General features: G+C 57.8%; 17 protein-coding genes. 11 read left to right on the plus strand and 6 right to left on the minus strand.

Features of this window, described 5'->3' with window-relative positions; translation table 11 throughout:
- Positions 1-39: 39 nt before the first annotated feature.
- Positions 40-495, minus strand: a complete 456-nt coding sequence (locus tag AC1RKH_RS16625; protein ID WP_493063992.1) for a DUF721 domain-containing protein — start codon at positions 493-495, stop codon at positions 40-42.
- 306 nt (positions 496-801) lie between these two features.
- On the opposite strand from AC1RKH_RS16625, the gene secA reads away from it, so the two are divergent.
- The 4 genes from secA (at position 802) to AC1RKH_RS16645 (ending at position 6,633) form a co-directional block, all read left to right on the plus strand.
- Positions 802-3,537 carry a preprotein translocase subunit SecA gene (secA, locus tag AC1RKH_RS16630; RefSeq protein ID WP_493063991.1) on the plus strand — a complete coding sequence of 912 codons (2,736 nt, stop codon included), beginning with the start codon at positions 802-804 and terminating at the stop codon, positions 3,535-3,537.
- 138 nt (positions 3,538-3,675) lie between these two features.
- Positions 3,676-4,893 carry a bifunctional glutamate N-acetyltransferase/amino-acid acetyltransferase ArgJ gene (gene argJ / locus AC1RKH_RS16635; RefSeq protein ID WP_054593724.1) on the plus strand — a complete coding sequence of 406 codons (1,218 nt, stop codon included), beginning with the start codon at positions 3,676-3,678 and terminating at the stop codon, positions 4,891-4,893.
- A 166-nt stretch (positions 4,894-5,059) separates the two neighbouring features.
- The gene (locus AC1RKH_RS16640) at positions 5,060-5,692 is read left to right on the plus strand and encodes a glutathione S-transferase family protein (protein WP_493063990.1); all 633 of its coding nucleotides are present in this window, start codon (positions 5,060-5,062) and stop codon (positions 5,690-5,692) included.
- Complete coding sequence (locus tag AC1RKH_RS16645) at positions 5,689-6,633, plus strand: Nudix family hydrolase (RefSeq protein WP_493063989.1); 945 nt, start codon at positions 5,689-5,691, stop codon at positions 6,631-6,633. Before AC1RKH_RS16640 ends, AC1RKH_RS16645 begins: the two co-directional genes overlap by 4 nt.
- A 148-nt stretch (positions 6,634-6,781) precedes the next feature.
- Here the strand turns inward: AC1RKH_RS16645 and AC1RKH_RS16650 are convergent, their stop codons facing one another.
- Genes AC1RKH_RS16650 through AC1RKH_RS16660 form a run of 3 tightly spaced genes read right to left on the minus strand, consistent with a single transcriptional unit; the run spans position 6,782 to position 10,365 of the window.
- On the minus strand, positions 6,782-7,363 hold the full coding sequence (locus tag AC1RKH_RS16650; protein WP_493063988.1) for a cob(I)yrinic acid a,c-diamide adenosyltransferase: 582 nt from the start codon (positions 7,361-7,363) through the stop codon (positions 6,782-6,784).
- Positions 7,364-7,365: 2 nt separating this feature from the next.
- Positions 7,366-9,402, minus strand: a complete 2,037-nt coding sequence (locus tag AC1RKH_RS16655; RefSeq protein ID WP_123425279.1) for an ATP-binding protein — start codon at positions 9,400-9,402, stop codon at positions 7,366-7,368.
- A 45-nt stretch (positions 9,403-9,447) separates the two neighbouring features.
- On the minus strand, positions 9,448-10,365 hold the full coding sequence (locus AC1RKH_RS16660; protein WP_493063987.1) for a putative 2-dehydropantoate 2-reductase: 918 nt from the start codon (positions 10,363-10,365) through the stop codon (positions 9,448-9,450).
- 142 nt (positions 10,366-10,507) lie between these two features.
- Here AC1RKH_RS16660 and AC1RKH_RS16665 point away from each other — a divergent pair, with 142 nt between their 5' ends.
- Both AC1RKH_RS16665 and AC1RKH_RS16670 read left to right on the plus strand, forming a co-directional pair.
- A complete protein-coding gene (locus tag AC1RKH_RS16665; protein WP_019693270.1) occupies positions 10,508-10,993 on the plus strand; it encodes a YajQ family cyclic di-GMP-binding protein in 486 nt (161 codons plus the stop codon).
- A 136-nt stretch (positions 10,994-11,129) separates the two neighbouring features.
- Positions 11,130-11,966, plus strand: coding sequence for a mechanosensitive ion channel family protein (locus AC1RKH_RS16670; protein WP_401115891.1), 837 nt, complete (start codon positions 11,130-11,132; stop codon positions 11,964-11,966).
- A 243-nt stretch (positions 11,967-12,209) separates the two neighbouring features.
- On the opposite strand, the gene AC1RKH_RS16675 is transcribed toward AC1RKH_RS16670, so the two are convergent.
- Positions 12,210-13,553 carry an OprD family porin gene (locus AC1RKH_RS16675; RefSeq protein ID WP_493063986.1) on the minus strand — a complete coding sequence of 448 codons (1,344 nt, stop codon included), beginning with the start codon at positions 13,551-13,553 and terminating at the stop codon, positions 12,210-12,212.
- A 925-nt stretch (positions 13,554-14,478) separates the two neighbouring features.
- Between AC1RKH_RS16675 and AC1RKH_RS16680 the strand changes: the two genes are divergently transcribed.
- Positions 14,479-14,904, plus strand: a complete 426-nt coding sequence (locus tag AC1RKH_RS16680; RefSeq protein ID WP_493063985.1) for an HIT domain-containing protein — start codon at positions 14,479-14,481, stop codon at positions 14,902-14,904.
- Between the two features lie 3 nt (positions 14,905-14,907).
- The gene (locus AC1RKH_RS16685) at positions 14,908-15,114 is read left to right on the plus strand and encodes a SlyX family protein (RefSeq protein ID WP_123426650.1); all 207 of its coding nucleotides are present in this window, start codon (positions 14,908-14,910) and stop codon (positions 15,112-15,114) included.
- Positions 15,115-15,201: 87 nt separating this feature from the next.
- Here the strand turns inward: AC1RKH_RS16685 and AC1RKH_RS16690 are convergent, their stop codons facing one another.
- The gene (locus tag AC1RKH_RS16690; protein ID WP_493063984.1) at positions 15,202-15,804 is read right to left on the minus strand and encodes a cold-shock protein; all 603 of its coding nucleotides are present in this window, start codon (positions 15,802-15,804) and stop codon (positions 15,202-15,204) included.
- A 678-nt stretch (positions 15,805-16,482) separates the two neighbouring features.
- Between AC1RKH_RS16690 and AC1RKH_RS16695 the strand changes: the two genes are divergently transcribed.
- From AC1RKH_RS16695 to aspS, 3 genes are all read left to right on the plus strand, one after another.
- Positions 16,483-16,818 (plus strand): ribbon-helix-helix domain-containing protein, encoded by a 336-nt coding sequence (locus AC1RKH_RS16695; protein ID WP_493063983.1) that lies wholly within the window; start codon positions 16,483-16,485, stop codon positions 16,816-16,818.
- A gap of 179 nt (positions 16,819-16,997) precedes the next feature.
- On the plus strand, positions 16,998-17,219 hold the full coding sequence (locus AC1RKH_RS16700; RefSeq protein ID WP_010457489.1) for an FmdB family zinc ribbon protein: 222 nt from the start codon (positions 16,998-17,000) through the stop codon (positions 17,217-17,219).
- Positions 17,220-17,302: 83 nt separating this feature from the next.
- Complete coding sequence (aspS, locus tag AC1RKH_RS16705; protein ID WP_493063982.1) at positions 17,303-19,078, plus strand: aspartate--tRNA ligase; 1,776 nt, start codon at positions 17,303-17,305, stop codon at positions 19,076-19,078.
- The last annotated feature ends 63 nt before the right edge of the window (positions 19,079-19,141 follow it).

A 19,141-nucleotide genomic window follows, 5' to 3' on the forward strand; every position in this document is an offset into this window, starting at 1 on the left:
GTAGGAGCTGCCGAAGGCTGCGATCTTTTGATCCTGCTTCTAAACCTTCGGTTTTGCGTGAGCCGCCAGGCGTTCCAGCGCTGCACGTAATTTCGGATCGCTGATGCCATCGGCTGTAGCCTGGATGGTTGCGCCCGCATCGATCGACAAACTGATGGTATGGCCTGCCGCCCCTTGCTGCACGGTCGGCGGTTGCACCTTGAACAGAATTCGCGTCAGGCTGGCGAATTCGTCGAACATCTGTAATTGCCGTTGCAGACGCTTTTGCTGGTAACGCAGACGGGTTGCCCAATGACCGTCGGTGACAATTAGCAACAAACTGCCTTCGCGCCACGAGGCCACGTGACAATGTTCACGGGCGGCGGGCTGCAACTGGCTTTCCAGTAACCGCTGTAAATGACCCAGGCGTTGTGCGTGACCGAAAATGGCTTTTAACGGTTTGGCTTCGCGAAGCAGAACGGCGGGTGCTCTGGCCGTAAGAGGGCGAAATGCCATGAGGGGGCACCTGAAGTAACAGAGCCGCCATGGTAGCAGAAAGCACTTGATGCGCCTGACCCATTGCTTTGTGACCGCTTTACTCATTAAATCAACGAGTAACTTATGCCGTGAATGGCTTGAAGTTCAGCAAAAAGCCCTTATTTTAAGTGAGCCCCGTAACAGCGCTGTGCATGCATCGTGGAACAACGCCACTTTCCTCACCATCGTTTCCGGGTAGAATGCTCGTTCGCATGCGGCCATGAGGGCTGCACGGGCGACTCACGGGGCCGCCCTCCATCCCTTTGTGTGGAAGATCCTGCCGATATGTTTGCGCCTTTGTTAAAGAAACTTTTTGGAAGCAAGAACGAGCGTGAAGTCAAACGCATGCTCAAGACGGTACAGATCGTCAATGCCTTCGAAGAGCAAATGGTGGCCCTTTCGGACGATCAGCTGCGCGCCAAGACTGATGAGTTCAAGGCCCGCATCGCCAAAGGTGAAACCCTCGACAAACTGCTGCCTGAAGCCTTTGCGGTTGCCCGCGAAGCCGGCAAGCGGGTTATGGGTATGCGCCACTTCGACGTCCAGTTGATCGGCGGCATGACCTTGCATGAAGGCATGATTGCCGAAATGCGTACCGGCGAAGGCAAGACCCTGGTGGCGACACTGGCGGTTTACCTGAACGCGTTGTCCGGCAATGGCGTGCACGTTGTCACCGTAAACGACTACCTGGCTCGTCGTGACGCCAACTGGATGCGTCCGCTCTACGAATTCCTCGGCCTGACCGTCGGCGTGGTTACGCCGTTCCAGCCGCCGGAAGAGAAGCGTGCCGCCTACGCCGCCGACATCACCTACGGCACCAACAACGAATTCGGTTTCGACTACCTGCGCGACAACATGGCGTTCAGCATGGAAGAAAAATTCCAGCGCGAACTCAATTTTGCCGTGATCGACGAAGTCGACTCGATCCTCATCGACGAAGCCCGTACCCCGCTGATCATTTCCGGTCAGGCTGAAGACAGCTCCAAGCTCTACATCGAGATCAACAAACTGATCCCGCAACTGGAGCTGCATATCGAAGAAGTCGAAGGTGTCGTCACCAAGGCCGGTCATTACACTGTCGACGAGAAGACCCGTCAGGTCGAACTCAACGAAGCCGGTCACCAGTACATCGAAGACGTGCTGACCCGCATTGGCCTGCTGGCCGAAGGCGAGAGCCTGTACTCGTCACACAACCTGGGCCTGCTGACCCACGTTTATGCCGGTCTGCGCGCGCACAAGCTGTTCAATCGCAACGTCGAATACATCGTCCAGGACGGTCAGGTCGTCCTGGTCGACGAACACACCGGTCGTACCATGCCGGGTCGCCGTCTGTCCGAAGGCCTGCACCAGGCCATCGAAGCCAAGGAACACCTGAACATCCAGGCCGAAAGCCAGACCCTGGCTTCGACCACGTTCCAGAACTACTTCCGTCTCTACAGCAAGCTGTCCGGCATGACCGGTACTGCGGACACCGAAGCATTCGAATTCCACCAGATCTATGGTCTGGCGGTGATGGTCATTCCACCGAACAAGCCGCTGGCGCGTAAAGACTACAACGACCTGGTGTTCCTCACCGCGGACGAGAAATACGCTGCCATCGTTGCCGATATCAAGGAAAGCATGGCTCAGGGTCGTCCGGTACTGGTGGGCACCGCGACCATCGAAACCTCCGAGCACATGTCCAGCCTGCTCGTGAAGGAAGGCATCGAACACAAGGTTCTGAACGCCAAGTTCCACGAAAAAGAAGCCGAAATCATCGCTCAGGCCGGTCGCCCGGGTGCGCTGACCATCGCCACCAACATGGCCGGTCGTGGTACCGACATCCTGTTGGGCGGTAACTGGGAAGTGGAAGTCGCCTCCCTTGAGGATCCGACACCCGAGCAGATCGCCCAGATCAAGGCCGACTGGCAGAAGCGTCACCAGCAAGTGCTCGAGTCGGGCGGTTTGCAGGTGATCGCCTCCGAGCGCCATGAATCGCGCCGTATCGACAACCAGCTGCGTGGTCGTGCCGGTCGTCAGGGTGACGCCGGTTCCAGCCGTTTCTACCTGTCGCTGGAAGACAGTCTGATGCGTATCTTCGCCTCTGACCGGGTGAAGAACTTCATGAAGGCCCTGGGCATGCAGCCTGGCGAAGCGATTGAGCACCGCATGGTGACCAACGCCATCGAAAAGGCTCAGCGCAAGGTTGAAGGTCGTAACTTCGACATTCGTAAGCAACTGCTCGAGTTCGACGACGTCAACAACGAACAGCGTAAAGTGATCTATCACATGCGTAACACGTTGCTGGCCGCCGATAACATCGGTGAAACCATCGCCGACTTCCGTCAGGACGTGCTCGGCGCGACCGTCAGCGCACACATTCCGCCGCAATCGCTGCCTGAACAGTGGGACGTTGCCGGTCTGGAAGCTGCCCTGCAAAGCGACTTCGGGGTGGCACTGCCGATCCAGCAATGGCTCGACGAAGATGATCACCTGTACGAAGAAACCCTGCGCGAGAAGCTGATGCAAGAGCTGCTGGCGGCGTACAACGAGAAAGAAGAGCAAGCGAGCGCCGAAGCGCTGCGTACCTTCGAGAAGCAAATCGTGCTGCGCGTTCTGGACGATCTGTGGAAAGACCACCTGTCGACCATGGACCACCTGCGTCACGGTATCCACTTGCGTGGCTATGCGCAGAAGAACCCGAAGCAGGAATACAAGCGCGAGTCGTTCACGCTGTTCTCCGAGCTGCTGGATTCGATCAAGCGCGACTCGATCCGTGTGCTGTCGCACGTTCAGGTTCGCCGCGAAGATCCGATCGAAGAAGAAGCGCGCCTGCGTCAGGAAGCCGAGGCACTGGCTGCACGCATGCAGTTCCAGCACGACGAAGCTCCTGGCCTCGAGCAACCGGAGTTGTTGGGTGAAGAGGTCGATGTGGCGCTCGCTGCCGCTCCGGTGCGCAACGAACAGAAGCTGGGCCGCAATGAGCTTTGCTACTGCGGTTCGGGCAAGAAGTTCAAGCACTGTCATGGTCAGATCAACTAAGATTTCTGCCAGACATTGAAATACCCACGCCGCGACCGGCATCAGCCGTCGCGGCGTTTTACCATTTAAAACACCGATGCCACGTTAAAAAGAACAGGGCGACGACGGTGCAGACATTACATTAAGAGGAGCGCTTTCATGGCTGTTGGTCTTGGTCCTTTGCCAACGTTGCACCCGGTTGCCGGTTTTGAACTCGGTATCGCCTCGGCCGGCATCAAGCGCCCTGGGCGCAAAGATGTCGTGGTCATGCGCTGCGCCGAAGGTTCCACAGTTGCCGGCGTGTTCACGTTGAACGCCTTTTGTGCTGCGCCAGTGATTTTGGCCAAGCAACGTGTACAAGGCCCGGTACGTTACCTGCTGACCAACACCGGCAATGCCAACGCCGGCACCGGTGAGCCTGGCCTGGCTGCCGCCGAGCGCACGTGCGCCAAACTGGCTGAGTTGACCGGTGTCGATGCAAGCCTGGTGCTGCCGTATTCCACCGGCGTGATTGGTGAACCGCTGCCAGTCGAAAAGATCGAAGGCGCGCTGCAAGCTGCCCTCGACGACCTGTCGGAGAACAATTGGGAGGCCGCGGCCACCGGGATCATGACCACCGACACCCTGCCAAAGGGTGCGAGCCGGCAGTTCCAGCATGAAGGCGTGACCATCACCGTGACCGGTATCAGCAAAGGTGCCGGCATGATTCGCCCGAACATGGCGACCATGCTCGGTTACATCGCCACCGACGCCAAAGTGTCCCGCGAGGTGTTGCAGAACCTGCTGCTGGACGGTGCCAACAAGTCGTTCAACCGCATCACCATCGACGGCGACACCTCGACCAACGATTGCTGCATGCTGATCGCCACCGGTAAAGCCGCACTGCCGGAAATCACCTCCGCCAGTGGTCCGCTGTTCGCGGCGCTGAAGCAGGCGGTGTTTGAAGTGTGCATGGACGTGGCCCAGGCGATCGTTCGCGACGGCGAGGGTGCGACCAAGTTCGTCACCGTTGAAGTCAACGGCGGCGGCAATCACCAGGAATGCCTGGACGTTGGTTACACCGTGGCGCATTCGCCATTGATCAAGACCGCGCTGTTCGCCTCCGATCCCAACTGGGGTCGCATTCTGGCGGCCGTGGGCCGTGCCGGTGTGCCGAACCTGGACGTGAGCAAGATCGACGTATTCCTTGGTGAAGTCTGTATCGCCAGCCGTGGCGCCCGCGCTGCGACCTACACCGAAGCCCAGGGTTCGGCCGTGATGCAACGCGAAGAAATCACCATTCGTATCGAGCTGGGCCGCGGTGATTGCAGCGAAACCATCTGGACCACCGACCTGTCCCACGAATATGTGAAGATCAACGCCGAATACCGTACGTAATTACGTTTAGACCGTATCGCTCCAATCGCGAGCAAGCTCGCTCCCACATTCGATCGCATTTCTTCTGGAAGAACTCGGTCAACTGTGGGAGCGAGCTTGCTCGCGATGACGGACGACCAGACACTAAAGATTCTGGCCTGTTCCCCTCATCAAAAGGCGCCTGAACATGAGTTACCACCTGATCATCGGCGACAAACTGTATTCCTCCTGGTCCCTGCGCGGCGCTCTGGCGCTGGAACTGGCTGGCGCGACCTACACCGAAGAACTGATCAAGCTGAACCAGCCTGACACCCGCGAGCGCCTGCTCAAGCATTCGCCGACCGCCAAGGTCCCGTTGCTGAAAACCGAACACGGCACCATTGCCGACTCGTTGGCGATCGCCGAGTACCTGGTTGAGCGTTTCCCGAACGCCAACCTTTGGCCGAAGGACATCGCCGCCCGTGCCCAGGCGCGCTCGGCGTGCGCGCAGATGCACAGTGGCTTCTTCGCCATGCGTGGCAACATGCCGTTTGACCTGAGCCACGATGCGCCGCTGTCGCCGATGCCGCCGGAAGTGAAGGTGGAAGTCGAGCGGATGCTGGCGTTGTGGGCTGAATGCCGCGCGGTTGCAACCGAAACCGGCCCGTTCCTGTTCGGGAGCGTGAGTCTGGCCGACGCCTTTTTCGCACCGATTGCCGTGCGCTTGCGTACTTATCAAGTGGCGTTGCCGGCGGTTGATGCCGCTTATGTCGAAGCGATTTACCAATGGCCAGCCTTCAAGGCCTGGCAGAAAGCCGGTTTAGAGGAAATAGTGCGGTGAAACGAGTTCATGTAGCGGCAGCTGTCATCCGTGATGCCGGCGGCAGGATCCTCATCGCTCGCCGCGCCGATACCCAGCATCAGGGCGGTCTGTGGGAATTTCCCGGCGGCAAGGTCGAGGACGGTGAAGCGGTGCAAGCTGCGTTGTCCCGCGAGCTGCAGGAAGAGTTGGGCATTGTGGTCAGTGCCGCTCGGCCATTGATCAAGGTTCAGCATGACTATCCGGACAAGCAAGTGTTGCTGGATGTCTGGGAGGTCTCGGCGTTTACCGGCGAACCCCATGGTGCTGAAGGCCAGCCTCTGGCGTGGGTGACGGCGCGTGAACTGCGCGACTACGAGTTTCCGGCCGCCAACCAGCCGATCGTAGCGGCTGCGCGTCTGCCTGGCGAATACCTGATCACCCCGGAAGGCCTGGAAACCCCGGCCCTGCTGCGCGGTATTCAGAAAGCCATCGCCGGTGGGATAAAGCTGATTCAGTTGCGTGCGCCTAATGGCTACGACCCGCAATACCGTGATCTGGCGGTGGATGCCGTGGGTTTGTGTGCCGGCAAGGCGCAGTTGATGCTCAAGGGCCCGTTCGAGTGGCTGGGAGACTTCCCGGCCGCCGGTTGGCACATCACCGCCGCGCAGCTGCGTAAATACGCCAGCGCCGGGCGTCCGTTGCCAGCCTCGCGCTGGTTGGCGGCCTCCTGTCACAACGCCGAGGAACTGAGCCTGGCCGAGCAGATGGGTGTGGACTTCGTCACCCTGTCACCGGTTCAGCCGACCCAGACTCACCCGGATGCGCTACCACTCGGTTGGGAGCAGGCCTCGCAGTTGATTGCAGGCTTCAGCAAACCGGTGTTTCTGCTCGGTGGTGTAGGGCCTGCTGAACGGCAGAAAGCCTGGGAAGCGGGCGCGCAGGGCGTGGCGGGGATTCGGGCGTTTTGGCCTGAGGCCTGATTTGCGTTGTAGCTACTGGCCCCATCGCGAGCAGGCTCGCTCCCACACTGGATCTCCTGTGAACACAATATTTGTGAACACTAGAGATCACCTGTGGGAGCGAGCCTGCTCGCGATGGCGGCCTCACAGGCGACAATTCTCTTCCTGACTAAGCCTCAGGCTTCGCCGCCGCTTGCCACAAAATCTCGGCAATCCCCTGACGCTTGGCAATCAGCCGAGCCGCCACAAACAGCAGGTCCGACAAGCGATTGATATACGCCAGGCCAACCCCGGCCAACGGCTCCAGCGCATTCAGATGCTGACAACGTCGCTCGGCACTGCGCGCCAGGCTGCGGCAGACGTGGGCTTGGGCAATCAAGGCGGAACCACCGGGCAGAATGAAATTCTTCAGTGGCCCCAGCTCTTCGTTCCAGACATCGATCGCCGCTTCCAGGCGTTCGACTTCCGCTGCATTCAAGGCCTGATACACCGGCATTGCCAGTTCGCCACCCAAGTCGAACAACCGGTGCTGGCAAGGCTCAAGCACCTCGATCACCTCGGCCAGGCCAGGATGTTCGCGGCATTGCTCGGCCAACCCGGCCAGCAGCAATCCCAACTGACTGTTCAGCGCATCGACTTCGCCGATGGCCTCGACCCGTGGATGATCCTTGGGTACGCGGCGACCGTCGCCAAGCCCGGTTTCACCTTTGTCGCCGGTGCGGGTGTAAATCTTCGACAAGCGAAAACCCATGCTTAGCGCTCCAGTTGTTTGAGTTCGTGAGAGGCGAGCGGGGTGCCCGCCAATGGCAGGCGCAAGGTGAAACACGTGCCTTGGCCGAGGGTCGATTGCACTTCCATCTGACCCTTGTGATTGTTGGTGATGATGAAGTACGACACCGACAGTCCGAGGCCGGTGCCCTGGCCGATTTCCTTGGTGGTGAAGAACGGTTCGAAGGTGCGTTTTCGCACGTTCTCGCTCATGCCCACGCCGTTATCTTCCACCTGAATTTCCGCCCATGGCGGGTTCAGTCGGGTGCGCAGAATAATTCGCCCGGGTTCTCTGTCATCTTCGCGCTGGTGAATCGCCTGGGCAGCGTTTTTCAACAGGTTGAGCAGCACTTGTTCCAGTTCGTTGGCGGTGCCGGGCACCGGGCCCAGCTGCGGGTCGAACTGGCGCGTGATGGCCTGGCCCTTGAAGTCGAAGCCGATGGCCAGATCGAAGTCATTGCTGGCGATCTCCACGGCTTGATCGATCAGTGCCGGCAGGTCGCACGGGGCCATTTGGCGGTTGCTGCGACGACTGAAACTGAGCATGTGGGTGACGATCTTTGCCGCCCGGGCGCCGGCCTGTTGAATGCCATCGAGCAGTTGCGGTACTTCGCGGTTTTGCAGGTAGCGATTGACGCTGTCCAGTTCGAGGCCGAGCTGTTCGGCGGTTTCCATATTCTTCGGCAGGTCCGCCGACAAGCGCCGGCGAATGTTCTGCACGTTGTGCAGGATCGCGCCCAAAGGGTTGTTGATTTCGTGGGCCATGCCAGCGGCGAGGCCACCGACCGAGAGCATCTTCTCCGACTGCACCATCATTTCTTCCAGGGACAGGCGCTGGGTGATGTCGTCGATCCGGATGACCACGCCACGTCCGGCGCCGCCCATCAACGGATAAAAGGTCAGTGCGTAATGCCTGGGTTCGTCGTCCTTGATCCAGGTGACGCGCTCGATCTTGGCCACACTGTGTTGCTCGACGGTTTCCTTGAGCTGCGGCAGGAAAGGTTTAAGCGGTTCAAAGGCGAGGAAGATCGGCTGGTTCAGCGCTTCGTCCAGCCGTGTGCCGGAAAGTGCGCTGGCTTCCTGGTTCCATTGGGTCACGTAGAGCTGTTCATCGAGGGCAATCAGTGCTGAAGGCATCGAGTCGATGATGCTGTTGAGGTAGTTCTGAAAGCCGGTGAGTTTCTTCTCGATCTTGCTCCGCACCTGGACTTCCAGCTCCAGCTTGCGGTTGGTGTGACGGGTTTCTTCGGCCAGGCCCTGAGCCTGGTCGTAGGCGGCCTGGGAGTCGTCCCGCGCGCGCTTGAGTTGCTGCTCGCGGGCTTCGATGCGCGAGAGCATGGTATTGAAGGCTTCGGCGAGACTGCCGATTTCGTCGTGGTTACCGCGAGAGGCACGCAAGGCGTAGTTTTCTTCGCGAGTGACCTGCCGGGACAATTCTTCGAGTTCATGGATCGGTCGGGTGATCAGGCGTTTGATCTGCCGGGCAATGACCAGCCACAACAGCACGCTGAATATCAGAATCCCGAGGCTGGCGGTCAAAGTGCCGGTATAGAAAGCCATCGGCAATTCGCTGCTGGCCACCAGCAGCAGATGGCCGGGCGCCTCGCCTGGGCGCAGCAGGGTAATCAGTTGATTGCTGCGAAATTCGGTGGCCTGCCACGCTTCGATATTCCGATAGAGCTCGGGCAACTTGAGTTTTTCACCGTGCTGCACCTGGGCCAGGAGTTGGCCTTTAGCGTCATACAGCGCCGCCGTTTTGAGCGGTGAATAGCTGTTGAGTTCGTTGAGCAGCCTTTGGGCTTCTTCTGGCGAGTTGAGCGCCTGGGCGGCGATTGACGGGTTGGCCACCAGGCGGCCGATGGTCTGCAAGGCCTGCGGGGCCATGCTTTCCTGGGAGATCCAATAGGCGGCGCTGATAAAGGTCAGGTTGGCCACCAGCAATACGGTGGTCAACAGCACCAACAGGGCGGCCAGCAGTTTCTGGCCGACCGGCAGGTTTTCAAGGCGCTGGCGCAATGGCATCGGGGTCGTCGCTAAAGAGGAACAGGAAGGCAGCGTAGCCGCTGCTCAGTCGCTGGGCAATCCGTGCGTGTGCAAGTGCGTGATCAGCCGCTGCTGCAATTGGTTGAGGTGCGGCAGCACCAGTTGGTGCCTCGACGCAACGGTGCAGGCATGCCCCAGCAGATAGCTGATCTCGGTTCGGCGTTGGTTGGCGACGTCCTGGTACATCGACGAATAGTTGGCTGCGGTCGCTTGAATCACCCGTTCGACTTCTTCTTGCAGGTTCTGCGCAGCGTCCGGCTGCCCGCAACGCTGCAGCAACTCGCTCAGCTCGGCGCAGAGGGTGGCGACTTCGCAATGGTGGTGTTGCAAGCCACCGTTGCGGCAATCATGCAGGACTGTCAGGGGATTGATCGCGCAATTGAGCGCGAGTTTGCGCCACAAACGGGTCAGGATGTCCGTGCTCCACTCGTGGGGTATGCCGGCGGCGCTCAGGTCATCCAGCCAGATCGGTGGGGTGGGGTGGCTGGCATCGCCGAGCCAGGTGAACCCATGACCGGCAAACACCACGCGCCAGTCGTCATCGCGAAACGCGCCTTCGGTGCTTGAGGCAAAGATGCAGCGCGCCTGCGGGACGCGTGCGGCCACTGCGTCCTGGCTGCCAAGGCCGTTCTGCAACAGAATCAGCTCGGCGTCGGGTGCAAGGCGCGGCGCCAGTTGTGCGACCGCTGCTTCTGCATCGTAGGCTTTGCAGGCCACCAGCAGGCGCTGTATTGGACCGATGCTGTCGACGGTCTCGCCGGGAACCGCATACAACTGCGCTTCGCCCTGTTCGACCAGGGTCAGCCCGCCTGCAGCACGATAGGCCTGCAATCGCGCCGCGTCGCGCAGAATCAGTTTCACCGGCAAGCCAGCCCGCGCCAGGCGCGTGGCCCACAGGGTGCCCAGACTGCCGGCGCCAAGGACGTGCCAGGTGGTCGACATCAGTGTTTTGCTCGGATTGGCAGGTGCATGTGAGGCTCGCAGCGTAGGAAGGTAAAGACCCGTTATAATCAGCGCGGATTTTAACCGCAAGCCAGGCGTGTTCCATCTCTATTGAGCGCGCCCTTTTTATTGGAGAAATTACATGCCGTCGTTCGACGTGGTATCCGAACTGGACAAACACGAACTCACCAACGCGGTCGAGAACGCCGTCAAGGAACTCGACCGTCGTTATGACTTGAAAGGCAAAGGCAGCTTCGAGTTCAAGGAAAAGGACCTGACCGTCAACCTGACCGCCGAGGCCGACTTCCAGCTTGAAGCGATGATCGAGATCCTCAAGCTGGCCCTGGTCAAGCGCAAGATCGATGTGCAGTGCCTTGAGGTGAAAGACGCCTATGCTTCCGGCAAGCTGATGAAGCAGGACGCCGTGCTCAAGGAAGGCATCGACAAGGAGCTGGCGAAGAAGATCGTTGCTCACGTCAAAGACGCCAAGCTGAAGGTTCAGGCCGCCATTCAGGGCGAGCAGGTGCGGATCACCGGCAAGAAGCGTGACGACCTGCAAGAAGCCATTGCGGCCTTGCGCGCCAAGGAATTCGGCATGCCGCTGCAGTTCAACAACTTCCGCGACTGATCAGTCTTCAGGGAACCTCCTGGCGTTATTGACGTCCGAGGCCCAACCAACGGCAGAAACGATTGAGCCCTGACGGTTCGGTCTTTCTGCCGCTCAGTTTTTTACGTGCCGGGTAGCCGGGAATCAGGAGAGACAAATGGACATAAATGCTGAAGTGGACAACCTGGTCAAGGCTTCCCAGGCCTGGGTCCCGATGATCATGGAATACGGCAGCCGTGTGCTGCTGGCAGCCGTTACCCTGGCCATTGGCTGGTGGCTGATCAACAAGCTGACCCACAAGGTTGGCAAACTGCTGGCCCTGCGCAACGCTGATCTGGCGTTGCAGGGGTTTATGAGCAGCCTGGCGAACATCATCCTCAAAGTGCTGCTGATGGTCAGCGTCGCGTCGATGATCGGTGTTGAAACCACCTCGTTCGTGGCGGCCATCGGTGCTGCCGGCCTGGCGATCGGTCTGGCGTTGCAAGGCAGCCTGGCGAACTTCGCTGGTGGCGTGCTGATCCTGTTGTTCCGCCCGTTCCGTATTGGTGACGTGATCGAAGCGCAGGGCATTACCGGCACAGTCGACAGCATTCAGATTTTCCATACCCTGCTGCGCACCGGCGATAACAAAACCGTCATCGTGCCCAACGGTAATCTGTCGAACGGCATCATCACCAACCACAACCGTCAACTGACCCGTAAAGTGGTGTTTGACATCGCAGTGAATTACGACGCCGATTTGCAGAAGGCCCGTGAGGTATTGCTGGAGTTGGCCAAGGATGAGCGCGTGTTGGCCGACCCTGCTCCAGTCGCGGTAGTGTCGACGCTGGGCGATAGTTCGATTACGGTTTCGCTGCGCGTCTGGGTGAAAACCGCGGACTACTGGGATGTGCTGTTCCAGTTCAACGAACACTCCCGCGATCGTCTGAAGGCGGCAGGGATTGATATTCCGTTCCCACAACGAGTGATTCGTATGGTTCAGGAAACGGCGTAACAAATAGCGCTTTGTTACTTGGCCTTTTGGTCAAGTATCGACGACGAACTCAAGGGGCGATAAGCCCCTTGAGTGTTTTTACAGTCTGCTGTTTTGTTGCTCTGAAACTGGAATAGAGTGCTGGCTTATTATTAGCTGGCTATTTATTAAAGTTGGTTTCAGGGTGTCATAAAGCAGGCACAAAAAAAGGCCCATCAGTGATGGGCCTTTTTTATATCAAGCGAACAACTGTAGTCGTAGCGATTACAGGATGTTCAGCGGGTACTCGGTGATCAGGCGGAACTCGTTGATGTTGCCTTCGCCCGAGTCGTCATTGTTAGCTCTGTGCCAGGCTTGGCGTGCACGGAAGGACAGGTCTTTGAGAGGACCGGCCTGAACAACGTACTTGGCTTCCAGGTTGGTTTCGAAGTGCTTGCCATCTTTGCCGTACTGACCAACATACTGGCCGTCAGGATCAGCATGAGTACCGTCGATGCCTTGGCCGTGGACATAACGAGCCATGAAGCTCAGGCCTGGTACGCCGTATTCAGCCATTTTCAGGTCATAACGTGCCTGGACGGATTTCTCACCAGGACCGTTAAAGTCAGAATACTGGATGGAGTTGGCCAGGAAGATCGAATCGCCACCACGGTCTTGGCGATCGCCCACACCGATGTAGTCGAATGGTGTATCACCGTGTACCTGTTGGAATGCCAGGGTAAAGGTGTGCGCCTTCAGGAAAGAGTAGGCAGCCGCCAGCGAGTAGGCAGTGTTGTCGATCTTGCCTGCTTTCGCTGCGCCGGTGTCAGTTGTGTGATAGACGTTGACGTCGAAGTTCAGGGACTGGTCAGTCGCCAACGGAAGGGTGTAGTTCGTGTTGGCGTAGTACTGATTCCAGGTGTCCTTGAGCTTGGCACCGTAGAGGGAAACGCTCAGGTTCTCATTGATGCCGTATTTGCCACCCAGATAATCGGCGGACTCTACGGTGGTGCCCGCATATGCAGTCCGGAGATTGCCCTGCATCGTCATCTGGTCCTGGCTGCTACCAGCATAGAAGTGACCGGCTTCGAGATCGAGATCTTTGACTTCGCTGCTCTGCAGTTGGAAACCACGAGCGGTCTGCTGGAACAGGCGGCTGCCACCGAGAGCGAATACTGGAGCAGTGGTAGGCGTCTGGTCACCAAATTTCAGCTCGGTTTTGGAGATGCGAACAGCTACTGCCGCGCCTGCTTTACCCATGCTGTCGTTGACGTGTTTATTATTGGCGCTGTCCACGGAGTAGCTCATGTTACCCGTGCCAGCATGCCCGTCTGAACCGTCCAGTTTAAAGCCGGCATCGCCGAAGCCTTCGACACGAACACCAACAGTACCTTGGGTGTAGCCGGAACTGAATTTGCCCAGTACGCCTTGGGTCCAGTCGATCTGGTCATTGCCGCCTTTGTTGTCACGGTTGAAGTAGTAGTTCTTCAGAACTACGCCAGCCGAGGCACCTTCAACGAAACCTTTTGCGTCAGCCTGGTCGGTTACAAACGGGTCGGCCATAGCGACTTGGGTGCCGGTAGCTGCAGTAACAGCCAGGGCGATCATGCTCCACTTCATCACGCGCATCGTGATTTGCTCCTTTGGTTTTTAGAAGAGTACTGCCGTCCCACCTGATTTATTATCTGGGCGGCTCTTTCTTTTTGTGTCGGCGCAAACTTATATCACGCCGACAATGTTGGCGATACTTGCGTATCTAACCTTTCAGCTTCTTTACGGCCCTGTCGCAAAATGCGCGTTAGAGGTCGCAAATCAACAATTTTTATCCATTCGGACTGACAACTTCAGCGTTGTTTTCCAAGGCTTCAGTATCAGAAAAAGAAATCCCTGTCATACATTAAATCTCCCTGGGCAGCCATGCCGCTATTGTTATGAGCCTTAAGGTTCCCCACTTCCCGCGGATGCCTTATAGACGATGTGTGTATGAATGCAACAAGCGTGCACAAATCGGCTTTTTGTCGCCGGTTTTTTCAAAATCCCCGGTAATGATTACCGAAACCGCATAAAACCGGGGCTTTCAAGGTCGATTTGTTTGGGCTTGACTCCATGGTTCTTCTGGTGTTGCACCACGAAGGAGCATGGGTAGCAGCACAAAAATGTTACTGGTTCACCCTCGCGAGTGAGTAGACGGCGGATGCTCGACGATTTCAGCGTAGACGCACTGTGCCGATTTGGTGCAAAACTTTTTCAAGGCTGTACGAAATTCATACAGTGACGCCTCGAAAGCAGGTCCGCATTCGCGGATAGGTCGTTGATTTTTTGACGAAGTCCGGGGCTCCAGTTCTGATTTGGTGCGGCGATGAAAAAAATGTTCGGTGTCAGGGCGTTCGCATGTTTAACGTTTTTTCTGGTCGCCAGGCTCAGGGTGTACAGCAGGCTTTTTTCGCCGTGATCCGTGGGGCGTTCGCGGGTATGCTGCTGTTATGTTGCTGGCGATCAGCCTTCGGGGCTGGGCGCTAAACTGAATCTTATGAACGGTACGGGAGTGTGTGCGGTGTTCGCTTTAGATCCACGACTTGAACAAGACACCCTGCCAATTGGGGATTTCCCTCTAAGCCGGTTGTTGCTGTCCAATGATTCGAATTACCCCTGGTTCATCCTGGTGCCGCGTCGTGAGGATGTCAGCGAGTTGTTTCAACTGGATGTCACCGACCAGTTGCAATTGTGGCGGGAAACAACAGAGTTGGCTGAAACGCTCAAGGATTCGTTCGACGCCGACAAGTTGAATGTCGCGACTCTGGGTAATGTGGTTAGTCAGTTGCACATGCATGTCATTGTGCGCAAGCACGATGATGCCGCCTGGCCAGCCCCGGTCTGGGGCAAACACCCGGCCAAACCTTACAGTGCCGAAGAAGTGGCAGTAATTCGCGAACGGCTGCGTTTGGTTTTGACCGATGACTTCACGTTTCTGGAGGGCTGAATCATGAGCCTGGAAGAACGCGTTACCGAGCTGGAAAGTCGTCTGGCGTTTCAGGATGACACTATTGAAGCAATGAATGATGTGCTGGTGACGCAGCAGCGAGTGGTCGAACGCTTGCAGTTGCAAATGGCCGCGTTACTCAAGCGCCAGGAGGAGATGGTCGGTCAGTTCGAGTCTTTCGAAGAAGAGGCTCCGCCACCGCATTACTGAGTACTGGTTGCGGCAACGATTCGACAGGCAATAAAAAACCGCGATGCGCTTTGGCTGCATCGCGGTTTTTTTATTGCGCTACTGAAATCAGCGACGCGGCAAAGCGGCGATCACATCTTCAGCTTGCAGGCCCTTGTCTCGGTTCATGACGGAGAATTCCACGCGCTGGCCTTCGACCAGTACGCGGTGGCCTTCGCCACGGATTGCACGGAAGTGCACGAAAATATCGTCTCCGGAATCACGGGAAATGAAACCGAAACCTTTGGAAGTGTTGAACCACTTGACGGTGCCGGTATCACGATTGGTCATGTCGTAATTTTGCGTAGCGGCGGCAGGAGAGGATTTATAGAAGCTGATGGCCAGGTGCAGGGCGACGGCAATCAGGGCGACGATGAGGCTAAGCAGAACTGCAGGCTGACCACCAATGACCGGCATCGGAGCGAGGAGTGTCAGGGTTTGCAGGACAACGGCAAGCACCAGCAAGGCGCTGACCAGATTTTGCAGTTGGTGACGAGGACCTTTGTTCCAGTAAGGAATCACGGGAGCGAGGGTCAGGTTGAGCAAGCCGAAGAACGCCAGGTACAGCGCGTCAGGTTGTTGCAGGTAAGGTACGGCTTCGGTTCGCAAGCTAGGGATGAAGGACAGCAGCAGAGCCGCTGCGCCCGTTAGCAGGTGGACGATTTTCAACATTTTGATTAACTCACGTTAAGACGGATCACAAGGAAGAGCTGATTGGGCACGGTTCGCTTCTGAACAATGGGAGGCGCTGGACACGTACCCGGTATCAGCCTATGCGCTGCGCCCAGGGAAATAGAGGCAGCGACACGCTCTCTATTTAACAGCAAAGCCCAGACCTTCTCAAATCAAGCGCAGGCAGCGCGGGACAGGACGGATCGATGGTTTGCGTGATGTTGTCCGCGGGTGTCACCTGAAGGCCCGATCCAGAGCCTGTCGTGGGCAAACGAGGGGTCTTGAGTTCGCGGGGGTTATGGGCGTCAGACACAATTTGTCGCAGGTGGTTGCGTGATTCCGGGCTGCGAGGTGGGCCTCAGTAATGCTGTCCGTGCTGATGGTTCCCGGACGGCGCCATCAGTGCGTTCCCCATCCCTGGAGCGCCAGGCTCCTCTGATGGGGCGATGTCCGAGCCTTTTGCGGCTTCTTTCGCTCTGAGGTTTTGACTTTTCCTGCGCTGGAATCCTGCTTTATAGATGGTTGTAGGACCGTGTTAATGGTCTCCCTGCTGTTGTTGGCTTGTCCTACGTTGGTGGTCATAAAGTCATCTGGATAATCACTATCCGCTTGCGTTTCTATAAGGAAATAGAGGGTTGCTCTTATTGAAATCAAGTATGACAAAGGAGTGTCAACGGTATGGTTCAAGAAATAGTGCAGGGAGTTCGGGAGGCCACCAGGTTTCCAGATGTAAAAATAGATCCTTTTGTTCGGGAGTTTGATATGGGGTTGGCGCGCCCGTTGTCCCGGTCAGTGCGTTTGAATGGTTTCGCCACCTGTTTACGGCTTGAGCAGGTCTATTGGGACATTCTGGCCAGGATGGCGAAAATCAATTGTTGTTCGGTGAGCGCTTTGCTTTCCTATGTCGATAGAGAGGTCCATCTGCGACACGGCGGGGTAAAGAATTTCAGCGGGCTGGTCCGGGTGGTGTGTGTTGTACACAGCTTGAGCGAGGGCGCTGGTAGCGCTGAATGACGCGCAGTGCATCAGCGCGATGGCGGGTGTGATCGGGTGTCGTGTCGTCAACGGATCTGGATGAGTACGCGCCTGTGCCGTGTTACGGCTGCACAGGCTCGATTTAATGGATATAATCCCGCCCTTTGCCGCGAAACCCAACGTTTGCGCGGTAATAATCTGATTGCCGAGACAACCCCATGCCGATGTACGACTATCAATGTGCTTCCTGTGGTCATCAGTTGGAAGCCATTCAGAAGATCAGCGCAGCACCGTTGGTCGACTGCCCTGCCTGCCAGGCACCCGAGCTGAAAAAAATGCTGTCCATGCCAGGTTTCCGCCTCAGCGGCACCGGCTGGTACGAAACCGACTTCAAAACCGGTTCGAAGAAGAATCTGGCCGGCGGCGACAAAGCTGACTAAGTTGAACGACACGCGTGAGCTCTTGCATCATCTGCGCAAGGCCTCCAAACGAATTTCGAATTACGAGAAGTGAAACCACTACCATGATGCGCAGCCATTATTGCGGCCAACTGAACGAAAGCCTGGAAGGTCAGGAAGTTACCCTTTGCGGATGGGTCCACCGTCGTCGTGACCACGGCGGGGTGATTTTCCTCGATATCCGTGATCGTGAAGGCCTGGCCCAGGTGGTGTTCGATCCGGATCGCGCCGAAACCTTCGCCGCCGCCGACCGTGTGCGCAGCGAGTACGTGGTCAAGATCACCGGTAAGGTGCGTCTGCGTCCAGCTGGTGCCGGTAACGCCAACATGACTTCGGGCATGATCGAAGTACTGGGCTACGAGCTGGAAGTATTGAACGAAGCGGAAACCCCGCCGTTCCCGCTCAACGAGTTCTCCGACGTTGGCGAAGAAACCCGCCTGCGTTATCGCTTCATCGACCTGCGTCGTCCGGAAATGCTCGAGAAGCTGCGTCTGCGTTCGCGCATGACCACCAGCATCCGTCGCTACCTGGACGAGAACGGCTTCCTCGACGTCGAGACGCCGATTCTGACCCGCGCTACCCCGGAAGGCGCACGTGACTATCTGGTGCCGAGCCGTACTCACGCCGGTAGCTTCTTCGCCTTGCCGCAATCGCCGCAGCTGTTCAAGCAGTTGCTGATGGTTGCCGGCTTCGATCGTTACTACCAGATCGCCAAGTGCTTCCGTGACGAAGACCTGCGTGCCGACCGTCAGCCGGAATTCACCCAGATCGACATCGAGACCAGCTTCCTCAACGAAGCCGAGATCATGGGCCTGACCGAAGGCATGATCCGCAACCTGTTCAAGGAAGTGCTGGGTCTGGAATTCGCTGAATTCCCGCACATGACCTGGGACGAAGCCATGCGTCGTTACGGTTCCGACAAGCCGGACCTGCGTAACCCGCTGGAACTGGTTGACGTTGCCGACCAGCTCAAGGAAGTCGACTTCAAGGTCTTCAGTGGCCCGGCCAACGACCCGAAAAGCCGTATCGCCGCGCTGCGCGTTCCGGGCGGGGCGAGCATGCCGCGCAGCAAGATCGACGACTACACCAAGTTCGTCGGCATCTACGGTGCCAAGGGCCTGGCGTACATCAAGGTCAACGAGCGCGCGAAGGGCGTCGAGGGGCTGCAATCGCCTATCGTCAAAAATATCCCTGAAGCCAACCTCAATGTGATCCTCGATCGCGTTGGCGCGGTTGATGGCGACATCGTGTTCTTCGGCGCCGACAAGGCCAAGATCGTCAGCGAAGCACTGGGCGCACTGCGGATCAAGGTCGGTCACGACCTGAACCTGCTGACCTGCGAGTGGGCTCCGATGTGGGTTGTCGACTTCCCGATGTTCGAAGAGAACGACGACGGCAGCTTCACCGCCTTGCACCACCCGTTCACCGCGCCGAAGTGCACGCCAGAAGAGCTCGAAGCCAACCCGGCGACCGCTCTGTCCCGTGCCTACGACATGGTGCTGAACGGCACCGAGCTGGGTGGCGGTTCGATCCGTATCCACCGCAAGGAAATGCAGCAATCGGTCTTCCGTCTGCTGGGTATCAGCGAAGCGGAACAGGAAGAGAAATTCGGCTTCCTGCTCGATGCCCTGAAATACGGCGCGCCGCCACACGGTGGCCTGGCTTTCGGTCTGGACCGTCTGGTGATGCTGATGACTGGCGCCCAGTCGATTCGTGAAGTGATCGCCTTCCCGAAAACCCAGAGCGCTGCCTGCGTCATGACTCAGGCACCTGGCCTGGTCGATGCCAAGGCGCTGCGCGAGCTGCACATTCGTCTGCGCGAACAGCCTAAGGCTGAGTAAGACTGAGCACCTTGGCGCATCGTTCGATGCGCCAGGGCGTCAGATCCAGATTGTGTTGCCCGC

It is taken from the genome of Pseudomonas sp. GW822-FHT06B12 (genome assembly GCF_058799675.1).